General features: G+C 66.2%; 15 protein-coding genes. 13 read left to right on the top strand and 2 right to left on the bottom strand.

Annotated features, from left to right (window positions below; translation table 11 throughout):
* Positions 1 to 69: 69 nt before the first annotated feature.
* Positions 70 to 1,020 carry a polyphosphate kinase 2 gene (ppk2, locus tag CFB43_RS26000; protein WP_089427680.1) on the top strand — a complete coding sequence of 317 codons (951 nt, stop codon included), beginning with the start codon at positions 70 to 72 and terminating at the stop codon, positions 1,018 to 1,020.
* Positions 1,021 to 1,075: 55 nt separating this feature from the next.
* Here the strand turns inward: ppk2 and CFB43_RS25995 are convergent, their stop codons facing one another.
* Together CFB43_RS25995 and CFB43_RS25990 are read right to left on the bottom strand one after the other, a co-directional pair.
* On the bottom strand, positions 1,076 to 1,366 hold the full coding sequence (locus CFB43_RS25995) for an H-NS histone family protein (protein ID WP_089497150.1): 291 nt from the start codon (positions 1,364 to 1,366) through the stop codon (positions 1,076 to 1,078).
* A gap of 266 nt (positions 1,367 to 1,632) precedes the next feature.
* A complete protein-coding gene (locus CFB43_RS25990; RefSeq protein ID WP_089497149.1) occupies positions 1,633 to 2,220 on the bottom strand; it encodes an IMPACT family protein in 588 nt (195 codons plus the stop codon).
* Between the two features lie 559 nt (positions 2,221 to 2,779).
* On the opposite strand from CFB43_RS25990, the gene CFB43_RS25985 reads away from it, so the two are divergent.
* Genes CFB43_RS25985 through CFB43_RS25930 form a run of 12 tightly spaced genes read left to right on the top strand, consistent with a single transcriptional unit; the run spans position 2,780 to position 15,035 of the window.
* The gene (locus tag CFB43_RS25985; protein ID WP_089497148.1) at positions 2,780 to 3,472 is read left to right on the top strand and encodes a beta-ketoacyl synthase chain length factor; all 693 of its coding nucleotides are present in this window, start codon (positions 2,780 to 2,782) and stop codon (positions 3,470 to 3,472) included.
* Positions 3,456 to 4,250, top strand: coding sequence for a lysophospholipid acyltransferase family protein (locus tag CFB43_RS25980; protein WP_089497147.1), 795 nt, complete (start codon positions 3,456 to 3,458; stop codon positions 4,248 to 4,250). Before CFB43_RS25985 ends, CFB43_RS25980 begins: the two co-directional genes overlap by 17 nt.
* Entirely contained in the window at positions 4,225 to 4,527 is a 303-nt protein-coding gene (locus CFB43_RS25975; RefSeq protein ID WP_089497146.1) for a phosphopantetheine-binding protein, read from the top strand. The genes CFB43_RS25980 and CFB43_RS25975 overlap by 26 nt, the downstream gene beginning before the upstream one ends.
* A 3-nt stretch (positions 4,528 to 4,530) precedes the next feature.
* Positions 4,531 to 4,779: an acyl carrier protein gene (locus tag CFB43_RS25970; protein WP_071332739.1), complete on the top strand. Its 249-nt coding sequence runs from the start codon at positions 4,531 to 4,533 to the stop codon at positions 4,777 to 4,779.
* A 16-nt stretch (positions 4,780 to 4,795) separates the two neighbouring features.
* Complete coding sequence (locus CFB43_RS25965; RefSeq protein ID WP_179254906.1) at positions 4,796 to 5,413, top strand: hypothetical protein; 618 nt, start codon at positions 4,796 to 4,798, stop codon at positions 5,411 to 5,413.
* Positions 5,410 to 7,095: an AMP-binding protein gene (locus CFB43_RS25960; protein WP_089497145.1), complete on the top strand. Its 1,686-nt coding sequence runs from the start codon at positions 5,410 to 5,412 to the stop codon at positions 7,093 to 7,095. The genes CFB43_RS25965 and CFB43_RS25960 overlap by 4 nt, the downstream gene beginning before the upstream one ends.
* Positions 7,092 to 8,795: a glycosyltransferase family 2 protein gene (locus CFB43_RS25955; RefSeq protein ID WP_089497144.1), complete on the top strand. Its 1,704-nt coding sequence runs from the start codon at positions 7,092 to 7,094 to the stop codon at positions 8,793 to 8,795. The genes CFB43_RS25960 and CFB43_RS25955 overlap by 4 nt, the downstream gene beginning before the upstream one ends.
* On the top strand, positions 8,782 to 10,377 hold the full coding sequence (locus CFB43_RS25950; RefSeq protein WP_089497143.1) for an HAL/PAL/TAL family ammonia-lyase: 1,596 nt from the start codon (positions 8,782 to 8,784) through the stop codon (positions 10,375 to 10,377). The genes CFB43_RS25955 and CFB43_RS25950 overlap by 14 nt, the downstream gene beginning before the upstream one ends.
* On the top strand, positions 10,374 to 10,802 hold the full coding sequence (locus CFB43_RS25945; RefSeq protein WP_089498147.1) for an acyl-CoA thioesterase: 429 nt from the start codon (positions 10,374 to 10,376) through the stop codon (positions 10,800 to 10,802). Before CFB43_RS25950 ends, CFB43_RS25945 begins: the two co-directional genes overlap by 4 nt.
* Positions 10,793 to 11,443: a LolA family protein gene (locus CFB43_RS25940; RefSeq protein WP_089497142.1), complete on the top strand. Its 651-nt coding sequence runs from the start codon at positions 10,793 to 10,795 to the stop codon at positions 11,441 to 11,443. Before CFB43_RS25945 ends, CFB43_RS25940 begins: the two co-directional genes overlap by 10 nt.
* An 8-nt stretch (positions 11,444 to 11,451) precedes the next feature.
* Positions 11,452 to 13,851 carry an MMPL family transporter gene (locus CFB43_RS25935; RefSeq protein WP_089498148.1) on the top strand — a complete coding sequence of 800 codons (2,400 nt, stop codon included), beginning with the start codon at positions 11,452 to 11,454 and terminating at the stop codon, positions 13,849 to 13,851.
* Complete coding sequence (locus tag CFB43_RS25930) at positions 13,848 to 15,035, top strand: beta-ketoacyl-[acyl-carrier-protein] synthase family protein (RefSeq protein WP_089497141.1); 1,188 nt, start codon at positions 13,848 to 13,850, stop codon at positions 15,033 to 15,035. The genes CFB43_RS25935 and CFB43_RS25930 overlap by 4 nt, the downstream gene beginning before the upstream one ends.

The following is a 15,035-nucleotide window of genomic DNA, read 5'->3' as shown; positions in this document are numbered from 1 at the left end:
TTCATGAATTTGACGCGCGACACTGGGATAATGTCTGCGTTTGCTGCGTCAATGATGGAAGGAGGCCCCATGGGCGACAACGATACCCGCACCGAGACCGACGACCGCACCGATATGGAATCGATGGAGGCGCGCCAGCGCCGTTTCGAGGAAGATCTGGTCGACGCCTACGACGAAGAGCTCGAGATGGAGCTCGACGATCGCCGCTTCGACGACAGCGACGACCTCCTGTTTTCGCAGGAGCGCCGCGAGGCGCGCAAGGAGTATTTCCGCGAGCTGTTCCGGCTGCAGGGCGAGCTCGTGAAGCTGCAGGACTGGGTCGTGAGCACCGGGCACCGGCTCGTCGTCATTTTCGAGGGGCGCGACGCGGCCGGCAAGGGCGGTGCGATCAAGCGCATCACGCAGCGGCTGAACCCGCGCGTCTGCCGCGTGGCGGCGCTCCCGGCGCCGAACAATCGCGAGCGCACGCAATGGTATTTCCAGCGCTATGTCGCGCATCTGCCGGCCGGCGGCGAGATCGTGCTGTTCGACCGTAGCTGGTACAACCGCGCGGGCGTCGAGCGCGTGATGAACTTCTGTACCGACGAGGAATACGAGGAATTTTTCCGTTCGGTGCCCGAGTTCGAGAAGATGCTGGTGCGTAGCGGGATCCAGATCGTCAAGTACTGGTTCTCGATCACCGATCACGAGCAGGAAGTGCGCTTCCAGAGCCGGATCGAGGATCCGCTCAAGCAGTGGAAGCTGAGCCCGATGGATCTCGAGAGCCGCCGCCGCTGGGAAGCCTATACCGCCGCGAAGGAAGAGATGCTGCAGCGCACGCACATTCCGGAAGCGCCGTGGTGGGTCGTGCAGGCCGTCGACAAGAAGCGCGCGCGGCTGAACTGCATTCACCACTTGCTGCAGCAGGTGCCGTATCACGAGGTGCCGCACGCACCGATCGACCTGCCGCCGCGTGAGCATCACGAGGATTACATCCGTCGACCGGTGCCGGACAACATGATCGTGCCGGACACTTACTGAACGGCAGGCGCGGATTCGATGCGATGACCGGGCGCGCCGCGCAATGCGGCGCGCGTTACTCCCGGATCAGGAACGCGGTGCGGTCGCGCCCGACGATCCATGTGGGTGCACGGCCGCGGCCGCTCCATGTCGCGCCGGTTGCCGGGTCGCGATACTTCGCACCGACCGTAAACAGCTTCGCGCGATCGCTGTAACCCTGCCCGAAGATTTCCCGCGCGGTCAGCGCGTAGCCGGTGACGAGCTCGCGTACTTGCGCCAGCACCGCGCGGCGTTCGCGGCTGCGTGCCGCCTTGATGCGCCGATCGAGTTCCGCAAGCTGGGCTTGCAGTGTCTGCAGTTGATGCATGCGTCCGTTATCCCGTAGTCGAGTTTTGATTATTGGCGACGCGTGACGAACCGCACGTCGGCACGCCCGGCCTTGGCGTGCCGCCTCGGCCGGTAGCGGTTGCGTGCTGCCTGCGCCGGCCTGCGGATAAAACGTGTACGGCACGAATCGCCGGGAACTCGGTGAGATTAAGTGGCGGTGCGCGGTTTTTCTATCGGACGTATCTGATTTTTCGGCGGAATTTGCAGGCGGCGGGGTGGCGGGGCGGGGACGATAGCGGCCGCTCGTTACAGATCGGGAAAGCCCGATCGCCCTTGCGTCAGGTCGAACAACTCGGTCCGCGCGTTCGCGTCGGCGGTCTCAGGCAGCTTGATCACGAGCTTGACCGTCATCCCGTACGCGCTGTCCACCAGTTCGTAGCCCGCCTGTTCGATCCAGCGGCGCACGCGCGCCTCCTCGGGGTAGCCGATCTCGATGGCGAGCCGCGTGTAGCGGATCCGCTCGACGCGCTCGGCATCGAGCAGCGCCGACGCGATTGCATCGGTGTACGCGCGCACCAGCCCGCCCGCGCCGAGCTTCACGCCGCCGTAGTAACGGACGACCGCGCCGAGCACACCGTCGAGATCGTGATGGCGCAGCACTTCCAGGATGGGCCGGCCCGCCGTGCCCGACGGCTCGCCGTCGTCCGACATCCCCGATTGGCCGCCCGCCAGCAATGCCCAGCACACGTGCGTGGCGGCTGGATGTTCGTCGCGCAGGCGTTGCAGTGCCTGCATCGCGGCGTCGCGGTCGTCGACGGGAATCGCGTAAGCGATGAAGCGGCTCTTGCGGATCTCGAGTTCGCGGATGTAGGTGGTGGCGAGCGAGTAACTCATTGAATGAAAGGCGGAAGAATCTGCGTCGGACGCATTATGGGCCATCCCGGTACACGGGTGGAGCGACGTCCGGCGGCGATGCTCGTTTCAATGGTTCGGCGGACGCGTCCGGACGCATGTGCTTCGGTGTGGCCGGCATATTCCGCGCGAGGGGAACAATTGGCGTCGGAAGTATGCCGATTTTCGAACTTCAGACAGTCATTCTCAGTGCTTCGAGTCGCCGGGGATATGGACGACGCGGATATTTTTTCGAGCGGGATGAATGAACGTCAAATATCCTGAATTCGAGCGTCGCAAAGTTGATCTTGTGTAACATCCCTGTTACAGTTCGGCCCCACTGGGACGGTAGGAGTCGCTGGCCATTAAGTCACAGTGTTTGACAATCTGCTCGCGAATCGAGCAAGGCCGGCATTTTTTCGCTTTCCTTAATATATTCATGCGGTTGGCGGGGTGCGCTCGAGAGCGCGCATGGGGTTGGCGGAAGCGCGGCGTGACTGTCTGGTACAGGGCGGCACAATATAAAAACACCTTCAGTGAAATAACCTCAACGAGAAGAAAAATGGCTGATTTGCATTGGACCATGCCAATCGCCAGGTGGACGTCGATTTCGACCGCGGAGGTGCCGGGCGTCGAAGCCCTCGATCCGATGGTGCGCCGTCGTATGAGCCGGCTGTCGCGGCTCGCGCTTCAGGCGGCTTTCGACTGCGCCCGGGAAAAAGCCGCGTTGCGCGTGGTTTTTGCTTCTCGGCACGGTGAGCTGACCCGTACCACGACCATTCTCGACAGTATTCAAGCTGCCGAACCGGTGTCTCCGACCGCATTCAGTCTCTCGGTGCTGAATGCGGCGACAGGCATATTCGGTATCGCACGACGCGACCGGTCTGCCGCGACGGCGATCGCGGCCGGGCGTGAAACCCTGGGCTTCGCATTGCTCGAAGCCTTTTCCCAGTACGAAACGTCGCCCGAAACGCCGGTGTTGCTGGTTTATGCACATGAGCCGGCCGATTCCGTTTATGCCGCCGTCGACGACGATCCGGACAGTATCGGGTTTGCCGTTCTTGTCGATTCCGACGGGGCGGCGGGTCATCTTGCATGCGAGATGGCGGCAATCGGCCCGTTGGATCAGGGTGCGACCGAGCCGGCCGGAACGCAAAGCGCAGCGGTTCTGCGTTGCCTTTCCACGCGCGGGACCACGGTCTGGCGCGGCGACGATTCACAGTGGCGCTGGAGCTGGCATGAGTGCGCGGCTTGATTACGGCTGGCGCCTGTTCGCGACCGGCGCCAGTCTCGCTTTCTTTGCCCTGTGCGGATCGGCATTCTCGGTGCTGGCAATCGCTGCCGGCCTGTGCTGGCCGCACCGGCGTTCGCGTCAACGCGCTGTGACGCTCGTTATCCATTATTTCTTCCGCATGCTGGTTGCGGTGCTGCAGCGCGTCGGCGTGATGCGGCTGGAGGTGACCGGCGTGGAGCGGCTCGGCAAAGCCGATCCGGCGATCGTCGTCGCGAATCACCCGACCTGGCTTGACGTGATGGTGTTGCTGTCACTGGCGCCGAAAGCATGCTGCGTCGTCAAGCGCGGCCATTGGGGCAACCCTTGCTTCTGGGGCATCGTTCGGGCCGCCGAATACGTGAGCAACGCCGATGCGGTGGATCTGGTCGAGGCCGGCGCGCGGCAACTGGCCGCGGGATACACGATGATCGTTTTCCCTGAGGGGACGCGCAGCCCGGGCGGTAATCGCCTGCATGCATTTTCCCGCGGCTTCGCCCATATGGCGTTGCAGTCGCGCAGCCGGATCCAGCCGGTGCTGATCGATTGCGATCCGCCGGTATTCACCAAGACCCTGCGCTGGTATCACGTACCGCCCCGTGCATTTCGCATGCGCATCAACGTGCTTGAGCCGATGGACATGAGCGGGCTGGCTTCCGGCGTCACCTCGCCGTCGATCGCCGCTCGTAGTATTGCCCGCGAAGTGGAAGTGCACATTACCCAAGGCCTGTTTCAGCATGGATACTTTAAAACTGCAAATTAAGCGGCTTCTGATCGAGATGCTCGACCTCAACGACATGACGGTCGACGATATCGACGACGACGCACCGCTGTTTTCGACCGACGGTATCGGGCTCGACTCCGTCGATGCGCTTGAAGTCGGCATCATGCTGCGCAAGCAGTTTCACCTGACGATCGCCGCGAACGACGAGCGCACGAAGGCGCATTTCCGCTCGATCAATACGCTGGCGGCATTCATTGCAGAACAACAGGCGCATCAGGCTGCACCGCAAGAAGCCGTGCTGGAAAAGGGGGAGTGAGTTGTGACCGACGCAGAAATCCTTGAGCGCATCCGCGCCATTTTTCACGAGAATTTCGCGATCGAACCGGAGCGCGTGACGCCGGACACGCATCTGTTCGAAGAACTCGATCTGGACAGCATCGACGCGGTCGATCTGGCCATCAAGCTGCAGGAAATGACGGGCCGGCGGATCAAGCCCGAAGAGTTCAAGTCCGTGCGAACGGTCGGCGACGTGATTGCCGCGGTTCACGCGCTGCTTGCGCGCGCCTGACGTGGCGGTGATGCATATGCGAGAGACCGGCATCATCCTGCCGCGCTGGACAGGCGCCGCGCTCAGGGTGATGCTTGCGCTCGCCTATCCGCTCGTCATCCTGTTTGCGTGGCAGGGGATGACGCCGCGCTACATCGGTTGTCTGCTGATCGCGATGCTGTGGCTTCAGCGCACGGTCGGCAAGGGCGCATTGGCGAACGCGCTCAGGCGGCTGACAGTGCTCGACTGGTGCGTAGCCAGCGCATTGACCGGCTTGTCGCTCGCGATCGCGGTGACCGACAGCGAACAACTGTTTCATCTCTATCCCGCATGCGTGAGCGCCGGCTTGCTGGTCGCGTTCGGTGCGACGCTTCGGCGCGGCCCGACGATGGTCGAAAAATTCGCGCGGTCCACGCATCCCGACCCAAGCGCGGAGATCGTCCGATACATGCGTCGAGTCACTCAGGTCTGGTGTGCGTTCTTCATCGCAAACGGCGGTTTTTCGGTCTATACGGCGCTGTACTGGAGCCGTGAATCGTGGGCGCTCTACAACGGACTGATCGCGTACGTGCTGATCGGCACGTTGCTGGCCGGCGAATGGCTGTGGCGCAGTCTGGTCGTATCCGGCCGGCGCGACCGTGCAGGTGCCGCATGATCGCGTTGCACGAGATTCTGTCCGCTCGCGTGGATGCCGGCACGGTCGTCTGCCGCGACGGTGGCGTCGTGCTGACGCTGGGCGATTTTCGCGCTCGCGCGGACGCCATTGCCCGGGCCGTCGAGGCGGCCGACGCGCAGCGCGTCGCGATCTCCACCGATGATCCGTACGACTTCGCCTGCGCATTCTTTGCGGTGGCGGCGGCGCAGCGGGAGATCGTGATTCCCGCCAGCAACGCACCCGGTTATCTCGACGATCTCGCCCATGCGTACGACCTGCTTCTCGATGCGCATGCGCTGGCCGCGTGCGAGCGGGTATCCGGTGCCGAGATCGCGTCTCGCACCATCTGCGAGGCTGCCGCGATCACGCTTTATACGTCCGGCAGCAGCGGCACCGCGAAACCGGTGCGGAAATCGCTCGCGCAGTTCGATGCCGAGGTTCGCACCTTGCAGCGCGAATGGGCGGATCGCGTCGGCGCGGCGGTGACGCTATCGAGCGTACCGCATCACCATATCTACGGATTGCTCTTCAGGATCCTGTGGCCGCTGGCGGCGGGGCGTTCGTTCGACCGGGCGACGGTGATCGAGCCGCTGCAGATGCAGCAGAGGCTTGCCGCCTACGGCGCCGGAGCGGTCGTGTCCACGCCGTCGCAATTGATGCGCTGGCCCGCGTTGCCGGGTTTCCCGATGCGCGCCCCCGCGCCGTGCGTTTTCTTCTCGTCGGGCGGCCCGCTGCCTGCCGATGCCGCGACGGCTTATTCGGAAGCCTTCGGCGTGGCGCCATTCGAGATATTCGGCAGCACCGAAACCGGGGGCATCGCGTGGCGGCGCCAGGACGTCTCGTCGGCGTGGCAGCCGTTGACGGGCATCGACGTGCGATGCGACGACGATGGCGCGCTGTGCGTGCGCTCCGCGCATCTCGGCCATGACGACTGGCACCGTACCGACGACACGGCGCACTTCGATGCGTATGGCCGTTTCGAACTCGCGGGTCGGCGCGATCGCGTCGTCAAGCTCGACGGCAAGCGTGTATCGCTGCCGGAACTCGAGGCACGGATACTTCGCCACCCGTACGTCGAGCAGGCCGCGGCCGTGGTGGTCGACGGCGCGACGCGTGCGCACGTCGGCGTGGTCGCGGTATTGACCGAGGTGGGCCATGCGGCGCTTGCCGCCGACGGCCGTATCGCCGTTGCCGCGGCATTGCGACATGACCTGGCCGCGTATTTCGATGCGACCGCCTTGCCGCGACACTGGCGATTCCGGCATGCGATGCCGTTCGATGCGCGCGGCAAGTTGCCGGCTGCGGCGCTCGCCGCCGCATTCGACGTCGCGCCGGAGGGGTTCGAACTGCTCGCGTCGTGGCGCGGCGCCGATGCGCTGAACTACGAGTTGCGCGTGCCGCCTGCGCTCGCCCACTTCGAGGGCCACTTTCCCGGGCTGCCGATCCTGCCGGGCGTCGTGCAGATCGACTGGGCGGCACGCCTTGCCGCACGCGACCTTCCCACCGTGCACGAGGTCCGTTCGATCGATCACCTGAAGTTCAAGGCGCCGGTACCGCCCGGCGCGATGCTGGCGCTGCGCATCGCGTACGATCCGGCGCGCGGATGCGCGCGATTCGCGTTTCGCTGCAATGGCCGCGAATGCACGTCCGGCACGCTGGTCTATGGAGCGGCGGCGAGATGAGCGGCACCTGCATCGTCATCCCGATCTACAACCATCGCGACGCGATCGGCGACACGCTCGCGCGCCTGGTCGTGCACGGGCTGCCGATCATCGTGGTCGACGACGGCAGCGACGTTCCGACGCAACAAGTGCTGGCCGGGCTGGCGCAGCGGTACGCGGAGGCCGTGACGCTGCTGCGCTTGCCCGCTAACGGCGGCAAGGGGGCGGCGGTGATGGCCGGACTGCGCGCGGCGCGTGCGCACGGATACCGGCATGCGATTCAGATCGACGCCGATGGCCAGCACGATGCCGCCGACGTGCCGAAGTTCGTCGCTGCCGCGAAGGTCGAGCCGGATGCGGTGATCCTCGGCCGGCCCCGTTTCGACGACAGCGTGCCGAAAGCCCGCCTGTACGGCCGCTACCTTACGCACGTATGGGTATGGATCGAGACGCTGTCGATGGACATTCCCGACGCGATGTGCGGCTTTCGCCTCTACCCAGTCGACGCCGTCTGCGAACTGATCGACGCGGTATCGATACCGACGCGCATGGCGTTCGACAGTGAGATCCTCGTGCGGCTGCACTGGCGGGGGCTGACTTTCAGGACGATCCAGACGCGCGTCGTGTATCCGCCCGACGGCGTGTCGCATTTCGACGTATGGCGCGACAACCTGCGCATCAGCATGAGCCATACGCGACTCGTCGCCGGGATGCTCGCACGCGCGCCGCTGCTGCTGGCCAGACGGCTAGTCGGGCGGCGCGGTGCGGCGGCGCCCGGGCACGCTCGCGCATGGTGGCGAACGCCCGAACGCGGCAGTCTCGTCGGCATGAAATTGCTGGCGCTCAGCTGTCGCTGGTTCGGCATCGGGTTCACGTCGATCTGGCTTTATCCGATCGTCGGCTATTTCGTGTTGACGAACCGCGCCGCGCGCACCGCGTCGTACGCGTATCTCGCTCGACTGCAAGACACGGACGCGGCAGCGCCGAAGCCGGGCTGGCACAGCGCGTACCGGCACATGCTGGCGTTCGCCCAATCGGGATTCGACAAATTTGTCGCGTGGTCGGGCCGGCTCGACGCATTCGACGTGCGCTTCGACGATTCGTCCGCGTTCGACGCGCTCGCGGCGAGCGGCCGAGGGGCGCTCGTGATCGGCGCGCATCTGGGCAACCTGGAGATGACGCGAGCGCTGGCATTGCGCGACGCGCATACGAAGGTGACCGCGGTGGTGTACACCGAGCATGCGAAGCGTTTCACCGGCGTGCTTGCCGGGACGAACGACGACTTCGGCAAGCAGCTGATCGAGGTGACGGACTTCGGGCCGGACACGGCGATGATGATGCAGTCGCGTATCGATGCGGGCGAGCTGCTCGTGATCGTCGGCGATCGTGTGCCGCCTCGCGACTCGGGCAAGACGGTCGACGCCCGCTTTCTCGACGCGGCAGCGCCGTTTGCGCAGGGTCCGTATGTGCTCGCGCACGCACTTGGCTGCCCGGTCTATCTGTTCTTCTGCCTGAAGGAAAGGCGGGGCTACCGGCTCTATTTCGAACCGTTCGCCGAGCGGATCGAGCTGCCGCGCCGGGAGCGTGCCGGCCACGTTGCCGAATGGGCGCAGCGCTATGCGTTGCGTCTCGAACACTATTGCCGCAAGGCACCCTATCAGTGGTTCAATTTTTTCGATTTCTGGGCGCGGCCCGACGGAGGCCCGCGTGGCGGAGCATGATTTGAAGGACATCCCGGCCGCCGCCGGCCCGCAGACGTGCCGGGCGGCCGTCGTAGTGGGCGGCCGGCATCTGACGATCGAGGACGTCGTCGCGATCGCACGCGACGGCGTGCCGGTCGCGCTGAGCGGGGAGCCCGGCTGGCGTGCGCGCATCGAGCGCGGCGCAACCTGGCTGCGCGACTATCTCGCGAGCGGGGGCACGCTGTATGGCGTCACGACCGGATACGGCGATGCATGCGTCGTCGAGGTGCCTGCGTCGCTGGTTGAAGCGCTGCCGTTGCAGTTGACCCGTTATCACGGGTGCGGAATGGGCGACCGGTTCGATGCAACGCAAACGTTGGCGATCATCGTCGCGCGGCTCAATTCGCTCGCGTTCGGCTACTCGGGCGTCAGGCTCCTGTTGCTCGAGCGGCTGGCCGATCTGGTGAACTACCGCATCCTGCCGCGCATTCCGTCGGAAGGCTCGGTCGGCGCAAGCGGCGATCTGACGCCGCTGTCGTACGTCGCCGCTGCGCTGGTCGGGGAGCGCACAGTCGTGTTCGACGGTGGCGAACACGACGCGCGAGCGGCCTGGCAAGCGATCGCGCGTGCGCCGCTGACGCTCGCGCCGAAGGAAGGGCTTGCGCTGATGAACGGCACGGCGGTCATGACGGGGTTGGCCTGTCTCGCGTTCGCGCGTGCCGACCATTTGACGAGGATTGCCGCACGCCTGACAGCGCTGACGACCGTGGCTCTCGACGGGCGGGCGGGGCATTTCGACGCGCGGCTGTTCGACGCGAAACCGCATGCGGGGCAGGCCGAGGCGGCTGCGTGGATACGCGCCGATCTGGCCGGACGCGACGAATCGCCGGCGCGCCGGCTGCAAGATCGCTATTCGGTGCGGTGCGCGCCGCACGTGATCGGCGTGGTGCGCGACGCGTTGTCGTGGATGCGTCGCGATATCGAGAACGAGCTGAACAGCGCGAACGACAATCCGCTGATCGATCCGGACGAAGGTTGCGTCCTGCACGGCGGTAATTTCTACGGCGGACATATCGCATTCGCGATGGACGCGCTGAAGGCCGCGGTAGCCAACCTCGCGGATCTGATGGATCGCCAGCTCGCGCTGCTGGTCGACGACAAGTTCAGCAATGGGCTGCCGCGCAACCTGACGGGCGCGGCGCCCGATCGTGCCGCGATCAATCACGGCTTCAAGGCCGTGCAGATTTCGTCGTCTGCGTGGACGGCGGAGGCGCTGAAACATACGATGCCGGCAAGCGTGTTCTCGCGCTCGACCGAGTCGCACAACCAGGACAAGGTCAGCATGGGCACGATTGCCGCGCGCGATTGCCTGCGCGTGCTGACGCTGACCGAGCAGGTCGCGGCCGCGCACGTGCTGGCCTCCGTGCAGGCCGTCCGCCTGCGGCTGCGCGACGATCCGGAAACGCAGCTTTCGTCCGCGCTTCGGTCGTTCATCGACGAAGTGGGCCGCGAATCGCCACCGGTGATCGAGGACCGGCCGCTCGAAGCGGAGTTGCGCGCGCTGACTGCGCGCCTTGCCGCGTGCGACCCGATCGGTGCATGGCATGGGGAGGCGGCATGAACGAATCCCGCTCGCCGTTGACGGCGACCGCTCGCGTCGAGGTCCTGTTCCACGACGTCGACGCGATGAACGTCTGCTGGCACGGTCACTACCTGAAGTTCTTCGAAAGCAGCCGTGCCGCGTTGCTGCGCATGATCGACTACGACTATCCGGCGATGCTCGCGTCGGGCTACATGTGGCCTGTCGTCGAAGCGCATCTCAAGTACGTGCGGCCGGCCACGTATGGCCAGCAGCTCGACGCGCGCGCAACGCTGCTCGAATTCGAAAACCGGCTGAAGATCGGCTACGAGATCGTCGATGCAGGCTCGGGCGAGCGCTTGACGAAGGGCTATACGGTGCAACTGGCGATCGACGCGACGACGCGCGAGCTGCAATTCGTGTCGCCGCCGGCCTTGATCGAAAGGGTGCACGCGCAATGGGCCTGAACGTATCCCGCAGACGGTTGACCGCGATGCTGGCGGCATGCGTGGCGCTCGCCGCCGGTCACGCGGCGGCCGCGCCGGCGTCGAGCCCGGCGAATGTCGCGCTGGTGCCGGAAATCGCGGCTCAACTTGCACGTGTCGGTGCGATTCGCGCAGATTTCCGCCAGACCCAGACACTGTCGGCGATGAAGCAGCCGCTCGTCAGCACCGGATCGATGCTGTTCGACCGTGCCTCTGGCGTCGTCTGGCGTGTCGAAACGCCTTACAAGGCCACCTACGTGATTACCGATGACGGCGTGCGCGAAGTGGGTGCCGACGGGCGGCTCGTCGCACCTGGCGGCAGCCGTGGCGTGGCACAGGTAGCGCGAATGATGCGTGGCATGCTCGGCGGCGACCTGTCGGCGCTGTATGCCCAATTCGACGTCGACGCGAGCGGAACGCGCGAACGGTGGCGGATGGTCCTGCGGCCGAATCAACCGCAGCTCGCGCAGGCGATCCGCACGCTGGAGATGAGCGGTGGCGCTTATCTGGGCCGGCTCGACATGACATTCGCGAACGGCAACGTGACCGTGCTCGAATTTTCCCGGCCGACGCCGGTCGACGGCCATGCCTCGGTCGAGCGCGCGTGGCTGGAGGCGCGTTGATGAACACGATGAGCGAGGGGGGCGACGTATCCGCCGGGCGAGCCAGGCGACGCTTGTTGTGCGCCGCGTGGTTGCTCGTCGCACTGGTGGCCACCGGTTACAACCTCTGGCGGTTCAGCGGACCGTCGCCGCTACAGACGAATCTGCTCGCGCTGCTGCCGGCGACCGAAGCGAATCCCGTCGCCGAACGGGCCGTCGAGATGCTGGGCGAAGCGCTCGGCAATCGTACCGTCTATCTGGTGACCGACCGGGACGCCGCGCGCGCGAAGGCGGCCGCGAAGGCGTTCGGCGCGCGGCTTGCGGGCAGCGGCGCCTTTCGTTCGGTGACGGTCGAGGTGCCGCCGTTCGACCTGTCGCGGATCGCGGCCACGTATTTGCCGGCCCGCTTCGGTCTGCTGACGGAAGCGGACCGTGCGTCGCTCGAACGCGGCGACGCCACGCTCGCCGATCGATTGACCCGGCGGCTCTATGCGCCGCCAGTCGATGGCCTGCAGACCGGCGTGGCGGACGATCCGTTCGGCTGGCTCCAGCACTGGCTCGGGAACCTGCCGCTGACCACATCGAATCTGTCGCTCGAAGACGGCATGCTGGTCGCGCATCGCGACGAGGCGACGGGCGTGCTCGTGATGACGTCGCTGGCGGGCTCGGCCTACGAGTCGAAGGTCCAGCGCGCGGTGCGCGACGCAACGGCCGACGCGGAGCATGCGCTCGCGGCCGACTATCGCGGCGTCCGGGTCGATCGGGCCGGCGCCGTGTTCTATGCGGAGGCGGCGCGCGCCAGCGCGGAGCGCGACGTGCATCTGATCGGCGCGGTTTCGCTGGCCGGCATCGCGCTGCTGCTGATGAGCGTGTTTCGTTCGCCCCGCCTGCTGGTGCTCGCATTCGCATCGACGGCCCTCGGCATCGTTTGCGCGCTGGCCGTGACGCTCCTCGTGTTCGGCAAGCTGCATTTGCTGACGCTGGTATTTGGCGTGAGTCTCATCGGCGAGGCCGTCGACTATTCGATTCAGTATTTCGTCGCCTATCTGTCCGCAGGGCGGCAATGGGACGCGCGGCGCGGAGCGGCCGCGGTGAGGCCGGCGCTCGTGGTGGCGCTGGCAACCAGCCTGCTCGGTTACGCGATCCTGATGTGGGTGCCGTTCCCGGCGCTCAAGCAGATCGCGTGCTTTGCGATCGTCGGGATCCTGAGCGCGTTCGCTGCCGTGACCGGCTTCTTGCCGCTCATGCTGACACAGGCGCCCCGGCGCGTGCCCTCCCGCGTTTTTTCCCGCGCAGTGCGTGTGCTGCGTGGATGGCAGTCGCTGCTTGCCGGCCGGCGCGCGGTGGCGGTCGCCGTACTGGTCTCGCTCGTTGCGATCCCGGGCTGGGTCGCGTTGCGCAGCGATGACGACATTCGCTTGCTGATTCAGCGCGATACTGGTCTGGCGCGTCAGGAAAACGACATCCGCGCGGCGGTCGGGCTGGCGAATACGGCGCAGTTCTTCGTCGTTCAGGGGGCGACGCCTGAAGCGGTGCTCGAGCGCTCGGAGTCGCTGGTCGCGGCGCTCGATTCGCAACGAGTCGGCCGCGTGCAGTCGGTCGCGACGTTCGTGCCTTCGGCACAGCAGCAGGCGCGCAATCGTGCGGTGCTGGAAGCACGTGTGTTTGCCGATCCTGCTGCGTTGCGCGCGACCCTGGAACGCGCGGGGCTCCGCAACGATGTTGCGGATGCGTGGATCCAGGCCTTTTCGCGTCACGCGGCGACGAAGTTGTCCGTCGACGCCTGGTTGACGGCACGCTGGTCGGCGCCGTTCCGGCATCTGTGGCTCGGTCGGGTCGACGGTGCCGCGGGGCCGGTCTACGCGGCGCTGGCTATTCCCGAGCGGGTCGATGCGGCGAATGCGGCTGCACTTGCCGCAGTAGCGCACGGCCTGCCAGGCGTGTCGTGGGTCGACAAGGCCGCCAGCGTATCGAACCTGTTCGGTGCGTATCGCGTCGATAGCGGCCTCTGGCTGGCCGGCGCGCTGATCCTGGTCGCGGCGCTGCTGATGTGGCGATATGGCGTGCGCGGCGGCATCGCGACGACGCTGCCGGTCGTGTTCGCGATCGGGCTGACGCTGGCGGTGTTCGGTTACGCACGGGTGCCGCTCACGTTGTTCAACTGGCTTGCGCTGATGCTGGTGCTCGGCGTGGGCGCCAACTACGCGGTGTTCCTGCGGGAAGGGTGCATGCGGGACATGACGGATCTCGGTGCGGTGTGGACCGGCGTGCTGCTGTCCGCTGCGACGACGCTGTTGTCGTTCGGCATGCTGGGTGCCAGCGCGATGCCCGCGTTGCGCAGTTTCGGCACGACGCTTGCAATGGGCATCGTATTTTCGGTGCTGTTCGCACCGCTCGCGACGCCGTTCGGGAAGGAGAGCCGGACATGAATCCGACACGCGTGGCGGTCTATCTGTCGGCGCCCGGCATGATCAACGCGCTCGGCGCGTCGACCGACGATATCGCGGACGCGCTGCGCGCCGGCATCGCGCCCGGTATGGCTGCGTATCCGGACGCCCCTGGCGGGGGCTGGGTCGGGCGCGTACGGTCGGCGCTCGAGGTGGCGCCGCCGGCGTCGCTGGCGCATTTCGATTGCAGGAACAACCGGCTGCTGCTGGCTGCGCTCGCGCAGATCCGCGCGTCGGTCGATGCCGCCGTTGCGCGTTACGGGCCTCGCCGCATCGGCGTCGTGATCGGCACCAGTACCTCCGGAATTCAGGCCGCCGAACAGGCGTTTGCACAGCGCGCCGCAACGGGCGCGATGCCCGACGGATTCGACTACCGGCAGATGGAGATCGGCACGGCTGCGCCGTTCGTGCGGGCCGCGCTGGGTGTCACGGGGCCGGCCTATACGCTGTCGACGGCATGCACGTCGGGCGCGAAGGCATTTGCGGCCGCGCGCCGCCTGCTGCGGCTGAATCTGTGCGACGCGGTTGTCGTGGGCGGCGCGGATTCGCTGTGCGAGCTGACGCTGCAAGGCTTTGCGTCGCTCGAATCGGTCAGCCCGGCGCGGACCAATCCGATGAGCGTCAACCGGAGCGGCATCAATATCGGCGAAGGTGCCGCGCTGTTCGTGATGTGCCGCGACGAAGGCGCGGTGCGGTTGGCGGGTGTCGGCGAGTCGAGCGATGCGCATCATATTTCGGCGCCGGATCCGGCGGGAGACGGCGCGGAACAGGCATTGCGCGCCGCGCTCACGGACGCCGGCGTGCGGGCTGCCGACATCGGCTACCTGAATCTGCACGCGACGGCGACCCGCCTGAACGACCAGATGGAGGCAAACGTGACGGCGCGGGTCTTTCCGGACGGCGTGCCCGCGAGCGGCACCAAACCGCTGACAGGGCACATGCTCGGTGCGGCAGGCGCGACGGAGCTCGGATTCGGCTGGCTGGTGCTGGGCCGCGGGCTGGCGTTGCCGGCGCACGTGTGGGATGGCGAGCGCGACCCCACGCTGCCCGCGCTCGATCTCGTGCAGACCGAGCGACGCCTGGCCGCCGGCGTGGCTGGGCAATACGTGATGAGCAATTCGTTTGCTTTCGGCGGCAGCAATGCCAGTCTGATTCTGGGGCGCTGA

It is taken from the genome of Burkholderia sp. AU15512 (assembly GCF_002223325.1).
GTDB lineage: Bacteria > Pseudomonadota > Gammaproteobacteria > Burkholderiales > Burkholderiaceae > Burkholderia.
This window is presented reverse-complemented; position numbering and strand designations above follow the sequence as displayed.